This window comes from Streptomyces chumphonensis (assembly GCF_014779715.1).
Classification (GTDB): domain Bacteria; phylum Actinomycetota; class Actinomycetes; order Streptomycetales; family Streptomycetaceae; genus Streptomyces; species Streptomyces chumphonensis.
Window position 1 is genome coordinate 147,554 of sequence record NZ_JACXYU010000009.1, and the last position, 18,092, is coordinate 165,645.

Here is an 18,092-nt window from a genome sequence, read left to right on the forward strand (position 1 = left end):
GCTCACTCCTCCACCGCGACGGCGCGCGCGAAGCCACCGTCGACCATCAGGTTCGCCACCGTCTCCAACTCGGGCGGATTCCCCGCCAGCCGCAGTGTGAACGCGTCGAAGTCCTCACCGCACGGGAAGAGCAGCTCGCTCACCCGCTCCCGCACGTCCAGACCGTCCCGGTCCCGCGCGTCGTCGTAGGCGCAGAACCACACCGAACCCGTGCCCTCACCCCGCACCTTCACGGCCAGCAGACCGCCGTGCACGAACGCGACCCCGAGGAAGTCCTTCGTCAGGTGGTCCCGCAGGCACTTGTTGACGTAGACGAGGTCGTTGACCGCCGCCTCGTCCCGCACCGTGAAGAACGGCTGGTCCACCAGCAGCCCCAACTCCGCGTCGAGCGCCACCCCCACCGGCGCGCAGCCGCCCGCCGCCTTCAGGAACGACCGGTACGCACCCGGCAGCCGGTACCCCAGCGACTCCTCGACCTGGACGACCTGCTCCTCCGGCACCGCCACCGGGTGCGGCACCTCGAAATGCGCCGGACGCGTCTCCTGCAACGGCCGCGTGCCGCGCTTGCCGTGGTCCACCGCCGCCGTCGCGAGGCCGCCGTGGTGCCGCAGCAGCGCCTTCACCTCCACCGGCACGAGCTCCAGCCGCCGCGAGCCCGGGACGTGGTGCCACGTCCAGCCGTGCGGCGTCGCCACCGGCGGCAGCTCCGCCCACAACTCGTGCCCGGCCGCGTGCTGCGCCGCGTTCGCCGAGACGTAGTCCGTCAACCGCAACTCGTCCACGCCGAAACCCTCCGGCGGCTCGGCGACCTCCGCCGCGGCCCGCGCGTAGGGCGCGAACACCGGGAACCCCGAGGCGTCCATGCGCACGCCCTGCGGGAAACGCGCCGCCCGCACCGGGTCCGGAAAGTGCACGACCTGCCCCGCGTACGCCGCGTTCGGCGGCGCGGCCTCCTGCCCGAGCCGACCTGTCGTCATTGGCGGTGCTCCCTGCTGCGTCCGACTGCTCGGCCCCCAGCGTATGCGCTCCCCCCGCCACCCCTCCCGGCCCGGCCCCGTCACGGATCCGGGACACACCGGACACAGAACCCGACTTCCGCTACCGCGAGAACGTTTGGCAAAGTCTGGAACACCCGAGGGGGACGTGATGCGGAGGAATCACCATGTACGCGACACACCACACATCGGACCCCCGCATCGGCTGGGGCGCCACGAACGGCACCGGAGCGGCCCCACCGGCCCCCCGGCACCGCCGTGACGGCATCATGCCCACCACGGCCGCCGCCCTCTCCGCGCGCGGCACCACCCTCACCTGCGCCGCCGCCAAAGCCGGGCACCGACCCGGCCACCACCCCCTCGTCCAGGACTTCCTGGACACCCTCACCACCGAGCGTCGCGAACGCCACACGGGACACTGCCCCGAAGCCGTCCTGCTGTCCCGCTACCTGACCGGCGCCGAAAGCGCCCGCTCCAAACGCGCGGCCCGAAAACCCTTCACCGCCGGAGACGCCCGCCGCGCACTCAAACACGCCAAGATCACCACGCGCCGCATCCGCGAGGAGGGTGACCCGCAGCACGGCACGTACGCGCCGCCCTGCCGCTCCTGCGCCGCGCTCCTGGCACACTTCGGCGTCCTCGCCGTCGAACCCGCCCCCACCGTCCGAGCCGAGACCGCCACCTCCCGCCGATGACCACACGATTCCCCGTCGCCGTCGACGCCGCCCTGCGCGACGCCGGCTGGCACCCCGGCCGCCGGGACATGCGCCAGGCCGAGATCTGGGCCGACACCCTGCGCGCCCACACCTCCCCGGCCGGCCACCGCCACACGCTCTTCCCCGCCGCCGTCGAGGCCTGGGCCGAGTTCGGCGGCCTCCGCGTCGCGGGCACCGCGCCCGGCCGCCACATCGCCCCCACCCCCGCCCTCATCGACCCCGTCGGCGGCCTCCACTGGGCCCGCACCCTGGCCGACCTCGGCCGCGCCCTCGACACCCGGGTCGCCCCGCTCGGCAGCGAGGAGGGACACCACGGCGAACCCACCGCGCTCCTGGCCATCGACGCGGCGGGCCGCGTCTACAGCCTCGACCACAGCGGCGACTGGTACCTCGGCCCGGACATCGACTCCGCGCTCGCCACGCTCGTCACCGGAACCCGGCCCCAGCGCCTGGAATACCCGCCGAACTGACCGCCCCCGCGCCCCGACGCCCCGCGCCGCGCTTCCGCACGCGCGGCGCACCCTCAGCGCGGCCGCTCCGGAATCACCGCCGACACCCGGAAGCCCCCCGCCGCCGTCGGGCCCGAGACGAAGCCGCCGCCCAGCGCCGTCACCCGCTCCCGCATCCCGACCAGTCCGTTCCCCCCGCTCGGCAGCCCGGCGCCCACCACACCCGCCGCCGGAGCCGCGTTCTCCACCTGAACCGCCACCTCGGCACCCCGGTGCGCCAGCCGCACCCGCGTCCGCGCCCCCGCCGCGTGCTTGTGGACGTTCGTCAGCGCCTCCTGCACCACCCGGAACGCCGTCCGCTCCACCACCGGCGCATACGTCCGAACCTCCCCCTCGACCGACAGCTCCACCGCCATCCCCGCCGCCCGGGACTGCCCCACCAACTGCTCCAGCTCGCCGAGCCGGGGACCCTCCGCCCCCTCCTCCCGCAGCCGGGCGTCCCGCTCCGCGGCGGCCGCCGCGAACCGCGCCACCCGCTCCAGCGGACGCTCCCCCGCCGCGCGCGCCCCACCGCCGGAAGCGCCGCCGTCCTCCTCGTGCGCCCGCAGCACCCCCAGCATCGTCCGCAGCTCCGTCAGCGCCTGCCGCCCCATGTCACCCACCAGGGCCGCGTTCTTCGACGCCTTCGCCGGATCCTTGAGCGCCACCGCCTGCACCGCCGCCGCGTGCACCACCATCAGGCTCACCCGGTGGGCCACCACGTCGTGCATCTCCCGGGCGATCCGGGTGCGCTCCTCGCCCCGCGCCCACTCCGCGCGCTCCTCCGCGCGCTCCGCCAGCAGCGACAACTCCCGCTGCAGGCCGTCCGCCCGCTCCCGCAACGCGTCCACCAGCCTGCGCCGCGCCCCCACGTAGAGGCCGAGCAGCACCGGCGGCAGCGTCACCACCACCGCCAGCAGCGCCGCCAGCAGCAGCAGAAACCACCACGGCCCGGGCACGTCGTCCTCCGAGCCGCCGGGCAGGAAGCTCAGGTACGAGACGACGAAACCACCGACGATCATCATTCCGGCCAGCAGGGCGATGATGCGCCGCGGCACGTCCGTGGCCGACAGCGTGTACAGCCCCACCGTGCCCAGGACGAAGCCCATCTGCGCGGGCATCACCGCCACGGCCACCAGGACCACGGCGATCGGGTACCGGCGACGGAGGACGAGCGAACCGCCCGCCACCACCCCCAGCAGCATCGCCAGCACCACCGGGATACCCGTCTCCGCCGCGAACGGCACGCCCTCCGCCGCGCACTCCACGGCCGAGACGACACCCAGCGTGACATCCAGCACGGCGCTCCGCGGGCGCCCCCACCACAACGGCCCGGTCCGCCGCCCCCGCGACGCCTCAGCCCCCGACTCGGTCATACCGCCCACCCTAAGACCCACCGCCACCCATTTCCCGACGGCGCCCGAGGCGGGCCACCTGCGCGTTCACGCCTCCGCACGCCGAGCCGAAGCGGAGTGCTTCATTCCTCGCTCGATCCGGTGAGGCGAGCACGTTTTCGACCCGCGACCGTCCCGCTTCCGTCACGCTGGGTACATGAGCCCGGAAACCGAACACCCGCCCACCGAACCATCCGGCGAGCCGCCCGCGCTCCGCCGTCCGAGTCGTCCGAGGCATCCGAACGCGAAGCCGCACCTGCGGGAGGAGGCGCGCCGACTGCGCCGCCAGGGCCGCCGGTACCCGGAGATCGCCGCCGAGCTCGGCGTCTCCAAGAGCTCGGTCTCCCTGTGGGTCCGCGACCTCCCGAAACCCCCACCGGACCTGGACCGGCTGAGCCGCATGCGTGAGGCCCGCTGGGCCCCCCACCGCGAGCGGACGGCCGCCCTGCGCCGGGCCACGCGCGCGGCGGCGTCCGGCGAGATCGGCGAGCTGACGGACCGCGAGCTGCTGCTCGTCGGCGTCGGGCTGTACTGGGCCGAGGGGGCGAAGAGCAAGCCGTACCGGCTCCGGGAGGAGGTCGTCTTCGTCAACAGCGACGCGGGCATGGTCCGGGTCTACCTCGCCTGGCTCCGGATGCTGGGCATCGGTCCTGAACGCCTGCAGTATCGCGTCATGATTCACGAGACGGCGGACGTCGGCGCTGCGGAGCGCTACTGGGCCGACCTCGTGGGGGTGACCGTGGCGGACCTCGAACGGACGACGCTGAAGACCCACCGCCCGCGGACGCGGCGCCTGAACGTCGGGGAGGGATATCACGGCTGTCTGGCGGTGCGGGTGCGCAAGGCCGCTGATCTCTACCGTCGCATCGAGGGCTGGTGGTACGGCATAGTGGAGGGCGTCAGTTCGGCCACCCGTGGTGGATGTCCGAATTGACCTATATGTAGTCCCCTGTGGTGTAATTGGCAGCACTGCGGTTTTTGGTGCCGTATGTCCAGGTTCGAGTCCTGGCGGGGGAGCGTTTCGCGCAGGGCCCCGGTCATCGACCGGGGCCCTTTTCGTGTGCCCGTGTTCGCGCCTGTGCGGGGCCCACCCGAGCCCGGGTTGCACCTGACGTAGGGGCAGGGGCGACGGTTCCCCTAGGGGGCGGGGTGGGGTCCGACCGGGGAGGGGGTCGTCCTTCCGCAGGAAGAGGGCGGAGGCGGCCCGTTCCTACGGTGGGCGGTATTGCGGGGGGTGGGGCGTTCCCCCGGTCGACAGACCGACTGCCACCATCGCGGCGGCCCCCGCCCTGTACGAGGCTCGACACGGCTCGACGAACGGGCCGTTCACGTGAAGCACCTGACACGAGGAGAACACCGTGACCACGGCTGTAGCGAATCCCAGGGCGGGAGGCGCCGGAGGGGGAACGGCCGTCGCGGCACAGGCGCGACAGGTCGTCAAGGCATACGGCTCGGGGGAGACGCGGGTCGTCGCGCTGGACCGGGTGGACGTGGACATCGCGCGCGGTGCCTTCACGGCGATCATGGGCCCCTCCGGCTCCGGCAAGTCGACGCTGATGCACTGTCTGGCCGGTCTGGACATCGTCACGTCGGGGCAGATCCGGGTGGGGGACACCGAGATCACGGGGCTGAAGGAGAAGCGGCTGACGCGGCTGCGCCGCGACCACATCGGCTTCGTCTTCCAGTCGTTCAACCTGCTGCCGACGCTCACGGCGCTGGAGAACATCACGCTGCCCATGGACATCGCGGGCCGCAGGCCCGACCGGGCGTGGCTGGACCGGGTGGTGGAGACGGTGGGGCTGCGGCAGCGGCTGCGGCACCGTCCGAGTGAGCTGTCGGGCGGTCAGCAGCAGCGGGTCGCGGTGGCCCGGGCCCTGGCGGCGCGCCCGGACATCATCTTCGGCGACGAGCCGACGGGCAATCTGGACTCCCGGGCGGGGGCGGAGGTGCTCGGGTTCCTGCGCCGCTCGGTGGACGAGTTGGGGCAGACGATGGTGATGGTCACCCACGATCCGGTGGCGGCGGCCTACGCGGACCGCGTGCTGTATCTGGCGGACGGTCGGCTGGTGGACGAGATGCTGCGGCCCACGGCCGAGATGGTGCTGGACCGGATGAAGGCCTTCGACACCCTCGGGCGGGTGTCATGACGATCGTCCGGACGTCGTTGCGCAACTTCTTCGCGCACAAGGGCCGGATGGTGTTGTCCGGTCTCGCGGTGGTGCTGTCGGTCGCGTTCGTCTGCGGCACGCTGGTCTTCACCGACACCATGAACAGCACGTTCGACAAGCTCTTCGGGGACACGGCGGCCGATGTGAGCGTCGAGCCGGGTGGCGACGGAGCCTCGGGCGGTGGGGAGATGCCCTCGACGGGCCGCCCGGAGACGCTGCCGGCCTCGCTCGTGGGGCGGGCCGGTGCGGTGGAGGGGGCCGGGGAGGCGTTCGGCGTCGCGGCCACCATGGCCGTGACGGTCGTCGACGCCGAGGGCGAGAACATCGGTCCGACGACGGGTGCGCCGACGATCGCCGCCAACTGGACGGAGCTGGACCGGCGGGCGATGACGGTGACCGCCGGGCACCCGCCGCGCGGGCCGGACGAGGTGATGGTCGACTCGGACACGGCGGAGAAGCACGGTATCGGGCTGGGCGACGAGCTGCGCACCGTCTCGGCGTTCGGCGAGTTCACCTCCCGGGTGGTGGGGATCGCGACGTGGCAGGTGACGAACCCCGGTGCGGCGGCCCTGTACTACGAGACGGGTGTCGTGCAGGAGCGGCTGCTCGGCGGTGGCGAGGTGTTCACCTCGGTGGCCGTGCTGGCGGCCGACGGCGTGACGGACGAGCTGTTGAAGCAGAACGTGCGGGCGGCCGTCGGCGAGGAGCTGTCGGTGCTGACGGCGGCGGAGTCCGCCGAGCGGAACAAGGAGGGCATCGGCTCCTTCCTGGACGTCATGAAGTACGCGCTGCTGGGCTTCGCGGGCATCGCCCTGCTGGTGGGCGTGTTCCTCATCGTCAACACCTTCTCGATGCTGGTGGCGCAGCGCACGCGTGAGCTGGGGCTGATGCGGGCGATCGGTGCGGACCGGCGGCAGGTGGGGCGTTCGGTGGTGATCGAGGCGCTGCTCCTGGGCGTCGTGGGGTCCGTGCTGGGTGTCGCGGCGGGCGTGGGGGTCGCCGTGGGGCTGATGCGACTGATGGGCCTGCTGGGGATGACGCTGAGCACGGACGACCTGACGGTCGGCTGGGCGACGCCGGTGGTCGGCGTGGTGCTGGGCGTGGTCGTGACGCTGCTCGCGGCGTGGCTGCCGGCCCGGCGCGCGGGGCGGGTGTCGCCGATGGCGGCGCTGCGGGACGCGGGGGTGTCCGCAGACGGCCGTTCGGGGCGGGTGCGCGCGGTGGCCGGTGTGGCGCTGACGGGCGCGGGCGCGGCGGCTCTGGTGGGCGCGGCGGGGGCCGCGGAGGCCGGTCCGGGGGCGCTGTACCTGTCGGTCGGGGTGTTGTTGACGCTGCTGGGGTTCGTGCTGGTGGGTCCGCTGCTGGCGCGGGTCGTGGTGCGGGCGTTGTCGGTGGTGGTGCTGCGGGTGTGGGGCCCGGTGGGTCGGCTGGCGGAGCGCAACGCGTTGCGCAACCCCCGGCGCACGGGTGCGACGGCGGCGGCGCTGATGATCGGGCTGGCGCTGGTGGCGGGGCTGTCGGTGGTGGGTTCGTCGATGGTCGCCTCGGGCCGGGCGGAGGTGGACCGTACGGTCGGCGCGGACTTCATCGTCAGCAGCATGGCCGGTCAGCCGCTCACGCCGCAGGTCGCGGAGTCGTTGAAGGACGTGCCGGAGCTGGCGCACGTCACGGAGTACCGCTCCCTGGACGAGCTGACGCTGACGCTGCCGGACGGCGGCACGGCGCGCGGCTCGGTCTCCGCCGCCTCGCCGACGTACGCGCGGGACGTGCGGGCGGAGACGGTCGCGGGCGAGCTGGCGGGTGCCTTCGAGCCGGGTGGCATGTCGGTGGGCGAGGAGTTCGCCGACGCGCACGGGCTCGGGGTGGGCGACCGGCTGGGGGTGGCGTTCCCGGGTGGCCGCAGCGGTGAGCTGGAGATCCGCGCGGTGACGTCGGCCGAGGCGATGATCGACCAGGGCGTGATGTACGTCGGGCTGCGCACGGCCGAGGAGTACGTGCCGGCCGAGCGGATGCCGCTGAACACGCTGATGCTGGGGACGGCGGTCGAGGGGCAGGAGAGCGCGGCGTACGCGGCGTTGAAGGCGGAGCTGGAGCGCTATCCGCAGTACGAGGTGCGGGACCAGGCGGCCTACAAGCAGCTGCTGGAGGACCAGGTGGGCCAGTTGCTCAACATGGTGTACGGGCTGCTGGCGCTGGCGATCATCGTGGCGGTGCTGGGTGTGGTGAACACGCTGGCGCTGTCGGTGGTGGAGCGGACGCGGGAGATCGGCCTGTTGCGGGCCGTGGGGCTGTCGCGGCGGCAGCTGCGCCGGATGGTGCGGCTGGAGTCGGTGGTGATCGCCCTGTTCGGCGCGTTGCTGGGGCTGGGCCTGGGGCTGGCCTGGGGGGTGGCCGGTCAGCGGCTGCTGGCGCTGGAGGGCCTGCGGACGTTGGAGATCCCCTGGGTGACGATCGGCGGGGTCTTCCTGGGGTCGGCGGTGGTGGGGCTGGTGGCCGCGCTGCTGCCGGCGTTCCGGGCGGGCCGGATGAACGTCCTGAGGGCGATCGCGACGGAGTGACGCGTGCCGGGGCCCGGGTGGCCCCGGCGACGTCGCGTCCCGTTCGGGGGCGTCCGCGAGCTGCGGGCGCCCCCGCCCGGGCGCGGCGTCCGGCGGTGTGCGGGGGCCGGTGTCGGCCCGAGCGCGTACGCTGGGCAGCCCCGGCCCGCTTGCGTGTCGGGCCCTTCGTGTTGTCCGAGGACGGAAGTACACACCCCATGAGCCTGTCCGGTCTGCTTGACGCCGTCGTTGCCGACGCGGGGCTGCGCGAGGCGGTCGAGGCCGCCGAGGCCGCCTCCCGCCGTGAGGTGGATCTGGTGGGTCCGCCGGCCGCGCGCCCGCTGGCGGTGGCGGCGCTGGCGCGCCGTGCGAAGGGCCCGCTGCTGGCGGTGACGGCCACGGGCCGGGAGGCGGAGGATCTGGCGGCGGCGTTGCGGTCGCTGCTGCCGCCGGAGGGCGTGGCGGAGTTCCCGGCGTGGGAGACGCTGCCGCACGAGCGGCTGTCGCCGCGCAGTGACACGGTGGGCCGGCGGTTGGCGGTGCTGCGGCGGCTCGCCCACCCGGATCCGCGCGAGCCGGGCACGGGCCCGGTCCAGGTGGTGGTGGCCCCGATCCGCTCGGTGCTCCAGCCGCAGGTCAAGGGCTTGGGTGAGCTGGTTCCGGTCAGTCTGCGCTCGGGTGAGTCGGCGGATCTGCAGGAGGTCGTGGACGGTCTGGCCGCGGCGGCGTACGCGCGCGTGGAGCTGGTGGAGAAGCGGGGCGAGTTCGCGGTGCGCGGCGGGATCCTCGACGTCTTCCCGCCCACGGAGGAGCATCCCCTGCGGGTGGAGTTCTGGGGTGACGACGTCGAGGAGATCCGGTACTTCAAGGTGGCCGACCAGAGGTCGCTGGAAGTGGCGGAGCACGGGCTGTGGGCGCCGCCGTGCCGGGAGCTGCTGCTGACCGAGGAGGTCCGGGAGCGGGCGGCGGAGCTGGCGCGGGCCCATCCGGAGCTGGGCGAGCTGTTGGACAAGGTGGCCGAGGGCATCGCCGTGGAGGGCATGGAGTCGCTGGCTCCGGTCCTGGTGGACGAGATGGAGCTGCTGCTGGACGTGTTGCCGCGGGGCGCCATGGCGGTGGTGTGCGATCCGGAGCGGGTGCGGACACGGGCGGCCGATCTGGTGGCGACGAGCCGGGAGTTCCTGGAGGCGTCGTGGGCGGCGAGCGCCGGGGGCGGCCGGGCGCCGGTGGACGTCGGCGCGGCGTCGCTGTGGTCCATCGCGGACGTCCGGGACCGGGCGCGTGAGCTGGGGATGCCGTGGTGGTCGGTGTCGCCGTTCTCGGCGGGGGCGGGGCTGGAGGAGTTCGAGGAGGACTCGATCCGGCTCGGGCTGCGGGCGGCGGAGTCCTATCGGGGCGACACGGCGCGGGCGCTGGCGGACACCAGGGGCTGGCTGGCGCGGGGCTGGCGGTGCGTGTACCTGACGGAGGGGCACGGTCCGGCGGCCCGCACGGTGGAGGTGCTGGGCGGCGAGGGTGTCGCGGCGCGCCTCGACGAGGAGCTGGCGGAGCTGGTGCCGTCCCTGGTGCAGGTCTCGTGCGGCTCGCTGGAGCACGGTTTCGTCGCGCCGGAGCTGAAGCTCGCGGTGCTGACGGAGACGGACCTGACGGGGCAGAAGGCGGCCGGCCGGGAGACGTCGCGGATGCCGGCGCGCCGCCGCAAGACGATCGACCCGCTGACGCTCAGTCCGGGCGACTACATCGTGCACGAGCAGCACGGTGTGGGCCGGTACGTGGAGATGGTGCAGCGCACGGTGCAGGGCGCCACGCGCGAGTACCTGCTGGTGGAGTACGCGCCGGCCAAGCGCGGGCAGCCGGGGGACCGGTTGTTCGTGCCGACGGACCAGCTGGAGCAGGTCACCAAGTACGTCGGCGGGGAGGCGCCGTCGCTGCACCGGCTGGGCGGCGCGGACTGGACGAAGACGAAGGCGCGGGCGAAGAAGGCCGTCAAGGAGATCGCGGCCGACCTGATCAAGCTGTACTCGGCGCGCATGTCGGCGCCGGGGCACGCCTTCGGGGCGGACACGCCGTGGCAGCGGGAGCTGGAGGACGCCTTCCCGTACGCCGAGACGCCGGATCAGCTCACCACGATCGGTGAGGTGAAGGCGGACATGGAGAAGCCGTCCCCGATGGACCGGCTGATCTGCGGTGACGTCGGCTACGGCAAGACGGAGATCGCGGTGCGGGCGGCGTTCAAGGCGGTGCAGGACGGCAAGCAGGTCGCCGTGCTCGTGCCGACGACGCTGCTGGTCCAGCAGCACCTGGGGACGTTCACCGAGCGGTACGGGCAGTTCCCGGTCTCGGTGAAGGCGCTGTCCCGTTTCCAGACGGAGACGGAGGCGAAGGCCGTCCTGGAGGGGCTGCGGGACGGCTCGGTGGACCTCGTGATCGGCACGCACCGGCTGTTCTCCTCGGAGACGAAGTTCAAGGACCTGGGGCTGGTCATCGTCGACGAGGAGCAGCGCTTCGGTGTGGAGCACAAGGAGCAGCTGAAGAAGCTGCGGGCGAACGTGGACGTCCTGACGATGTCGGCGACGCCGATCCCGCGCACGCTGGAGATGGCGGTGACGGGCATCCGGGAGATGTCGACGATCACCACGCCGCCGGAGGAGCGGCATCCGGTGCTGACGTTCGTGGGCCCGTACGAGGAGCGGCAGATCGGTGCGGCGGTCCGCCGGGAGCTGCTGCGCGAGGGGCAGGTCTTCTACATCCACAACCGGGTGGAGTCGATCGACCGGGCGGCGGCGCGGCTGCGGGAGGCGGTGCCGGAGGCGCGGATCGCGACGGCGCACGGGCAGATGTCGGAGGCGGCGCTGGAGCAGGTGGTGGTGGATTTCTGGGAGAAGAAGTTCGACGTGCTCGTCTCGACGACGATCGTGGAGTCGGGCATCGACATCTCCAACGCGAACACGCTGATCGTGGAGCGGGGCGACACGTTCGGCCTGTCGCAGCTGCACCAGCTGCGCGGCCGGGTGGGCCGGGGGCGGGAGCGGGGGTACGCGTACTTCCTGTACCCGCCGGAGAAGCCGTTGACGGAGACGGCGCACGAGCGGCTGGCGACGATCGCCCAGCACACCGAGATGGGTGCGGGCATGTACGTGGCGATGAAGGACCTGGAGATCCGGGGCGCGGGCAACCTGCTGGGCGGTGAGCAGTCCGGGCACATCGCCGGGGTGGGCTTCGACCTGTACGTGCGGATGGTGGGCGAGGCGGTCGCGGACTTCCGGGCGTCGATGGAGGGCGGGGGCGAGCCGGAGGCCGCGCCGCTGGAGGTGAAGATCGAGCTGCCGGTGGACGCGCACGTGCCGCACGACTACGCGCCGGGGGAGCGGCTGCGGCTCCAGGCGTACCGGTCGATCGCGGCGGCGAACTCCGAGGAGGACGTCGCGGCGGTGCGGGAGGAGCTGACGGACCGCTACGGCCCGTTGCCGGAGCCGGTGGAGAACCTGCTGCTGGTGGCGGGGCTGCGGATGCTGGCCCGCTCGTGCGGCGTCACGGACGTCACGTTGCAGGGCAACAGGATCCGCTTCGCGCCGGTGGAGCTGCGGGAGTCGCAGGAGCTGCGGCTGAAGCGGCTCTACCCGGGGTCGGTGGTGAAGGCGTCGGCGGGGCAGGTGCTCGTGCCGCGTCCGAAGCCGGCCGGTATCGGCGGCAAGCCCGTGGTGGGCCGGGAACTGCTGGCCTGGACGGGCGAGTTCCTGGTGGCGGTGCTGGGTTCCTGACCCGGCCGCGCCCCGGGCGGGGTGCGGCCGGGGCGTGTGCCGGAGGGAGCCTGCGGGGGTTCGGGCGCCCTCCGGCCGGGGAGGGGCGGGTGCCGGGCCTCAGAGCTCCAGGCTCCACTGGGCGGGTGCGGTGGTGAAGTCGATCAGTTCGACCTCCAGGTCGAGTACGCCGGCGTCGGCCGGGGCGTCGAACGCGTACTGGGCGGTGGCCTTCTTGCCGGGCAGCAGTTCGCCGGTGAAGCCGCCGCCGACGGAGTCGTCGTAGATCTCCTCGGCGGCCGTCCCGTCCTCGCCGGCGCGGGCGCTGACCATGATGAGGTCGGCGGAGACGTTCTCCTCGCCGGTGTTCTCCAGGGTGATGGTGACCTGGTGGGCCGTGTTGCCCTCGGTGTGGCCGACGGCGTACTCGTCCGGCTGGTAGGTCTCGGCCCCGGAGACGGTGATCTTGAGCCCGCTGTCGTAGACGGCGGTGTCCCCGGCGGCGTAGGAACCGCCGCCGTCCTTCTGGTCCGTGTCCTGGTCGCCGTCCCCGGCGCCGTCCCCGCCGTCACCCCCGGCTTCGCCCTGCGTGTCCTGGCTCGCGGGCGTCTCCTTGGTGGGCTCGTCCGGGCCGCAGGCGGTCAGGCCGCCGACCGCGAGGACGGCGGTGGTCACGGCGGCGACGAGCGTGCGGGTGCGGATGCTGTTCACGGACATGGCTGTACCCCTCGAAATCGGTGACGGTCTGTGTCAGCGCGGTGCGCTGTGAACCGATGGGTCAATAACAACAGAGACTGTGAATCGAGTCAACACGGTTCACATGTCTAGCGACGTTCACCGAGTGAACCGTTCCAAGAGGGCAACGGCCGGGTATGCTCGACCGACCGCAGCCAGGACGTGAGAGAGGCCGCTGACGTGTCACAGAGCCCGCCGGACGTGCCCGAGGTGACGGCGGCCGGGATCGCCCGGCTCGCCGGGGTGGGACGTGCCGCCGTCAGCAACTGGCGCCGCCGCTACCCGCACTTCCCCCGGCCCGTGGGCGGCACCGAGACGAGCCCGACCTTCGCGCTGGCCGAGGTCGAGGCGTGGCTGCGGGCCCAGGGCAAGCTGGCCGAGGTCCCCCTGCGGGAGCGCGTGTGGCAGCGCGTCGAAGCCGATCCGGACGGCGCGGCGGAGGCCCTGGCCCGCGCCGGGGAACACCTCCTGCGGCACGCCCGGCCCGGCGGCCGGGCGCGCGACGCGGCGCGCGGCCCTGCGGCGGCGCAGGGCGGCGCAACGGCCGAGGAGACCGGCGCGACACGTGAACTGGACGCCCTCGCCGAGGAGTCCGGCGCGGCCGACGCCTTCGCCTTCCTGCTCGCCCGCCACTTCGACGCCAACCCCCGCGCCCACACCCTCACCCCGCCGCCGGTCGCCGACCTCATGGCCGCGCTCGGCGGCCCCGCGACCACCGTCCTCGACCCCGCCTGCGGGTCCGGCGAGCTCCTGGCCGCCGCGCTGCGCGCCGCGCCCGGGGCCGACCCGGCCGTCGAGCTGTACGGGCAGGAGAACGACCCCGTCCTCGCCCGGCTGGCCGCCCTGCGCCTGACGCTGTGCGGCACTCCGCCGCCGTCCGCCGTGCACATCCGCGACGAGGACGCGCTGCGCACACCGCCGGGCGAAGCGCCGGGTGTGGACGCCGTCCTGTGCCACCCGCCGTTCAACGAGCGCAACTGGGGCCACGACGAGCTGGTCTACGACCCGCGCTGGGAGTACGGCCTGCCCGCCCGCACCGAGTCCGAACTCGCCTGGGTGCAGCACGCCCTGGCCCGGCTGCGGCCCGGCGGCACGGCGGTGCTGCTGATGCCGCCCGCCGCCGCCTCGCGGCGCACCGGCCGCCGCGTGCGCGCCGCGCTGCTGCGCCGGGGCGCGCTGCGCGCCGTGGTCGCGCTGCCCGCCGGGGCCGCGCCGCCGCACAGCCTGCCGCTGCACCTGTGGGTGCTGCGGGCCCCCGGCGGGCCCGCGGCGGCGGACGCCCGGCTGCTCCTGGTCGACGCGGGCACCCGCCACCGGGCCGGCGGCCGCGAACCGCTGCCGTGGGACGAGCTGCACGCGACCGTCCGCACGGCCTGGCGGGCCTTCGACGCGGGCCGCCCGGTGCCCGAGGAGCCCGGCGTGTGCGGGACGCGCTCGGTCATCGACCTGCTCGACGACGACGTCGACCTGGCCCCCGCGCGGCACCTGCCGCCCGCCGGCGCCGCCGCCGACGCCCAGGGCCTCGCCGAGGTCGGCGGGGAACTGGAACGCACGCTGCGCCGCACCCTCGAACTCGCACCCGCCCCCGGGCCCGTGCCGGACGCCGGGACGCGGTGGACCCTGACCACCGTGGGCGAGCTGGCGCGCGGCGGCGCCGTGGAGGTCCGGGCGGGCGGCGCGGAGGGGGAACCCGTCGTGACGCGCGAGGGCGACGTCGTCATTCCCGTCCAGGGCCGGGGCGCCGCGTTCGTCGTCGAGCCCGACCGGGCCGGTCAGACACTGGCCAAGCCGCTCTACCTGCTGCGCCCCGAACCCGCCGCGCTGGACCCCTGGTTCCTCGCCGGCTTCCTGCGCTCGAGCGCCAACACCCGGCAGGCCAGCAGCTACGCCTCGACGGCCTCCCGCCTGGACGTGCGGCGGCTGCGCGTCCCCCGGCTCCCCCTGGAGGCGCAGCGCCCCTACGGCGAGCACTTCCGCCGCCTGGCCGCCTTCGAGACGGCCCTGCGGCTCGCCGGGGAGCTGGGCGAGCGGCTGGTGCAGGGTCTGTACGACGCGCTCGCCGAGGGCACCGCACAACCCCCCGGCTGACGGCGGCGGCCCGGGCGTCGTCCGGACCAAAGGACCGATCCGCGGACCCCCGTCCGCATGCCCCTGTCGCGCCGATACCCTCAGCTCCTACCCTTGCACGGCACGCGAAGGACGGGAGCATCGAGATGTACGGCCCGGTCGCACCACCGAATCCACCGCCGTACCGCCGGGGCCCCGGCGGTACGGCGATCGTGGTGCGGCTGCTGTTCGCGTCCTTCCCCGTCTGGTCGCTGGGAATGCTGGCATGGGTGCCGTCCCTGCGCTTCGCCGTGCTGCGCCGCCGTCCGCTGGACTGGGCCGTGTTCGCGCTGTTCCTCGCGCTGAGCGTGCTGGAGATCGTGCTGGCCCTCACCACGCCCGACGACCCCGACTCCGATCTCGGCGCGGCGATGGGCGGGTTCGCCCTCGCACTGATCATCGGCGCGACGACGCACGCGGTCCTCGCCGACCGCTTCCCCCGGCCGCCCGCTCCGTACGCCGGATACGCCCCCTACCCGCCGCCGCCCGCCGCCGGCGGTCACCCCGGCGCTCCGCCGGCCACGGCGGCCGGGTACGGCTACCCCGGCCCCGTGCCGCCGCCCGGCCCGGCCGCCCCGCACCAGCAGCCGACCGTGTACGCGCCCCCGCCGGGGCCGCCCTCGGCCCCCACGCCGCCGCCCGCCCCCACGCCGCCGCCGGGGCGACCCGCCCCGCCCGCCCGGATGCGGCAGGTGGCGTCCGAACTCGACGAGCTGGACGCCCTGCTGCGCAAGCGGGACGGCCGGTGATCGGCCGCGTCATCGCGGGCCGCTACGAGCTGACCGAGCCGCTCGGCAAGGGCGCGATGGGCCAGGTGTGGGGCGGCCACGACCGGGGGCTCGGCGGGCGCCGCGTGGCGGTCAAGCTCATGCACTCCGGGCACCTGGCCTCGCTCTCCGGCAGCGCCGACCCGGAGGAGCTGCGCGAGCGGTTCGAGCGCGAGTGCCGCGTCACGGCGCAGATGGACCACCCCCACCTCGTCACCGTCTTCGACGCCGGACGGGACGACGACGAGCTGTTCCTCGTCATGCAGCGGCTTGAGGGCAGCGACCTGGCCGACCACCTCGCCGAGAACGCGCCCTACCCCTGGCAGTGGGCCGTGGCCGTCGCCGCGCAGCTGTGCTCGGCCCTCGTGGCCGTGCACGCCGTGCGCATCGTGCACCGGGACCTGAAGCCGGGCAACGTCATCGTGCGTCCCGAGGGGCGGGTGGTCGTCCTCGACCTGGGCATCGCCGCCGTCGGCTCCGCCGCCGACACCCGGCTCACCCGCACCGGCGCGCTCATCGGCACCCCCGTCTACATGGCCCCCGAGCAGGCCATCGGCACCGCGCCCGTGGGCCCGGCCGCCGACCTCTACGCCCTCGGCGGCATGCTCTACGAGCTGCTCACCGGCCGGGTGCCCTTCGAAGCGCCCGAGGCGGCCGGGCTGCTGTACAAGAAGCTGCACGAACAACCGCTCCCGGTCAGGGAGTTGCGCCCGGAGACGCCGCCGGTGCTGGCGGACCTCGTGCACCGGCTGCTGCACAAGGACCCGCAGGGCCGTCCGGGCGACGCCCACGAGGTCTACGAGGAGCTGGCCCCGCTCCTGCCCGGCCCCGGTGCCCCCGGCCCGGCCCTGCCGCTGGACCCGACCGGGCCCTTCCGCCGTCCCGTCGCGCCCTGGCCGCCGCGCCCGGCCCCGCCGCCGCGCGACGCGGTACCCGGCTTCGGACCACCACCGCCCACCGGGCTCGCGGCCACCCTGGAGGAGGTGCGCCGACTGCTCTCCTTCGGCGCGTACGCGCGCGTGGCGGACCTGCTGGGCGCCGCGCTGCCCGCCGCCGTCGCCGAGCACGGCGCGTCCTCGCCCATCGTGCGGAGCCTGCGCAAGCAGTACGCGGTGACGCTGATGGAGGCCGGCCACCACGCCCGCGCGCTGCCGGAGATCTCCCGGCTGATCGCGGAGTACGCGGCCGAACGCGGGCCGCACGACCCCGTGGTCACCCAGCTCCTCCAGGACGAGGCGATCTGCCGCCGCTACCTGACCCACGGCTGACCCACGGCTGACCCACTGCCGACCCGCGCCGCGCCGCCCGGCCGGGTGAGCGGGTGGCGCGCGACGGTCGGCGCTTCGCACGTCGTACGCACGAAGTTCACCCGGAATCCGCCCGTTGGGCACGCCGGGGCCGTCGGACGGTTCTACCGTGCGGCGCGGAAGGCGTGCGCAGACCGCCTCCCACCCTGACCGCTCCACCGGGAAGCCACGTGCCCAAGCTCTCAGTGATCGTCCCCTGCCACGACGTGCGGGACTTCGTTCCGGACACCCTCCGCAGCCTCGCCCGCAACGCGGGCCCGGACACGGAGTTCCTCCTGGTCGACGACGGCTCGCAGGACGCCACCGGCGACCTGCTGGAGCGCGCCGCACCGGACATCGGCCGGGCCAGAGTCCTGCGGCACGAGACCAACCGGGGCATCTCCCAGGCACGCAACACCGGGATCGACGCGGCGCGCGGCGACTACCTCACCTTCCTGGACGGCGACGACTGGTACGCGCCCGGCTACCTGGACGCGCTCCTGGCCGCCGCCCGGCGCCTGGACTGCGACTTCGTGCGCACCGACCACGTCCAGGTGACCGGCCGGACGCGCGTGGTCCACCGGGCGCCCGCGCCGCGCCGCGACGTCGCCCTCTCCCCGCGCGACGCGATCGCGCCGCCGTCGATGAAGACGATGGTGGACTACCCGTTCGTGTGGGCCGGGATCTACCGCCGTGCCCTCTTCGACGACGGGTTGCGGTTCGTGCCCAGTCTGCGCACGGCCGAGGACCGCGTCTTCACCTGGCAACTGCACCTGCGGGCCGCGTCGTTCGCCGCCGTCGGGCTGCACGGGGTGTTCTACCGGCGCGGCGTGGCGACGTCCCTGACCCAGATCGGGGACGAGCGGCAGCTCGACTTCCTGCCCGCCCACGACCGCATCCTCGCGGAGGTCGCCGCCCACGCCGAGGCCGACCGCTTCCTGCCCAAGATCGTGCGCACCTACTGCGCCATGATCGCCTTCCACGTCGGCGGCGCCGCCCGCTACGACGCGCACACGACGCGCAGGCTGCGCACGGAGGCCGGGGCGGCGCTGCGCGCCATGCCCGCCGACGTGCTGGAGGACGTGCTGGCCGTCCTGGACGTCAAGCGGGCCGGCCTGCTGAGGCGCCTGCTGGGACGCGGCGTCGGAAAGGCGGCGTGA

General features: G+C 74.2%; 13 protein-coding genes and 1 tRNA gene. 11 read left to right on the forward strand and 3 right to left on the reverse strand.

The window, feature by feature from the left end; all coding sequences use genetic code 11:
• Positions 1-2: 2 nt before the first annotated feature.
• Complete coding sequence (locus IF129_RS17690; RefSeq protein ID WP_191210663.1) at positions 3-977, reverse strand: SMI1/KNR4 family protein; 975 nt, start codon at positions 975-977, stop codon at positions 3-5.
• 185 nt (positions 978-1,162) lie between these two features.
• Here IF129_RS17690 and IF129_RS17695 point away from each other — a divergent pair, with 185 nt between their 5' ends.
• The gene (locus IF129_RS17695) at positions 1,163-1,690 is read left to right on the forward strand and encodes a YwqJ-related putative deaminase (RefSeq protein WP_191210664.1); all 528 of its coding nucleotides are present in this window, start codon (positions 1,163-1,165) and stop codon (positions 1,688-1,690) included.
• On the forward strand, positions 1,687-2,181 hold the full coding sequence (locus tag IF129_RS17700) for an SUKH-3 domain-containing protein (RefSeq protein ID WP_191210665.1): 495 nt from the start codon (positions 1,687-1,689) through the stop codon (positions 2,179-2,181). Before IF129_RS17695 ends, IF129_RS17700 begins: the two co-directional genes overlap by 4 nt.
• 53 nt (positions 2,182-2,234) lie before the next feature.
• On the opposite strand, the gene IF129_RS17705 is transcribed toward IF129_RS17700, so the two are convergent.
• A complete protein-coding gene (locus IF129_RS17705; RefSeq protein WP_191210666.1) occupies positions 2,235-3,575 on the reverse strand; it encodes a sensor histidine kinase in 1,341 nt (446 codons plus the stop codon).
• 175 nt (positions 3,576-3,750) lie between these two features.
• Here IF129_RS17705 and IF129_RS17710 point away from each other — a divergent pair, with 175 nt between their 5' ends.
• From IF129_RS17710 to mfd, 5 genes are all read left to right on the forward strand, one after another.
• Positions 3,751-4,527, forward strand: coding sequence for a hypothetical protein (locus tag IF129_RS17710; RefSeq protein ID WP_224755133.1), 777 nt, complete (start codon positions 3,751-3,753; stop codon positions 4,525-4,527).
• A gap of 11 nt (positions 4,528-4,538) precedes the next feature.
• Positions 4,539-4,610, forward strand: a tRNA-Gln gene (locus IF129_RS17715).
• Positions 4,611-4,951: 341 nt separating this feature from the next.
• Positions 4,952-5,740 (forward strand): ABC transporter ATP-binding protein, encoded by a 789-nt coding sequence (locus IF129_RS17720; protein ID WP_191210667.1) that lies wholly within the window; start codon positions 4,952-4,954, stop codon positions 5,738-5,740.
• Positions 5,737-8,319 (forward strand): ABC transporter permease, encoded by a 2,583-nt coding sequence (locus IF129_RS17725; protein ID WP_191210668.1) that lies wholly within the window; start codon positions 5,737-5,739, stop codon positions 8,317-8,319. Before IF129_RS17720 ends, IF129_RS17725 begins: the two co-directional genes overlap by 4 nt.
• Positions 8,320-8,516: 197 nt before the next feature.
• A complete protein-coding gene (gene mfd / locus IF129_RS17730; RefSeq protein ID WP_191210669.1) occupies positions 8,517-12,059 on the forward strand; it encodes a transcription-repair coupling factor in 3,543 nt (1,180 codons plus the stop codon).
• Between the two features lie 99 nt (positions 12,060-12,158).
• Here the strand turns inward: mfd and IF129_RS17735 are convergent, their stop codons facing one another.
• The gene (locus tag IF129_RS17735) at positions 12,159-12,755 is read right to left on the reverse strand and encodes a DUF4352 domain-containing protein (protein ID WP_191210670.1); all 597 of its coding nucleotides are present in this window, start codon (positions 12,753-12,755) and stop codon (positions 12,159-12,161) included.
• Positions 12,756-12,953: 198 nt separating this feature from the next.
• Between IF129_RS17735 and IF129_RS17740 the strand changes: the two genes are divergently transcribed.
• From IF129_RS17740 to IF129_RS17755, 4 genes are all read left to right on the forward strand, one after another.
• Positions 12,954-14,861, forward strand: a complete 1,908-nt coding sequence (locus IF129_RS17740; protein WP_318153808.1) for an N-6 DNA methylase — start codon at positions 12,954-12,956, stop codon at positions 14,859-14,861.
• A gap of 125 nt (positions 14,862-14,986) precedes the next feature.
• A complete protein-coding gene (locus IF129_RS17745; RefSeq protein ID WP_191210671.1) occupies positions 14,987-15,628 on the forward strand; it encodes a hypothetical protein in 642 nt (213 codons plus the stop codon).
• A complete protein-coding gene (locus IF129_RS17750) occupies positions 15,625-16,914 on the forward strand; it encodes a serine/threonine-protein kinase (RefSeq protein ID WP_191210672.1) in 1,290 nt (429 codons plus the stop codon). Before IF129_RS17745 ends, IF129_RS17750 begins: the two co-directional genes overlap by 4 nt.
• A gap of 209 nt (positions 16,915-17,123) precedes the next feature.
• A complete protein-coding gene (locus IF129_RS17755) occupies positions 17,124-18,092 on the forward strand; it encodes a glycosyltransferase family 2 protein (protein ID WP_191210673.1) in 969 nt (322 codons plus the stop codon).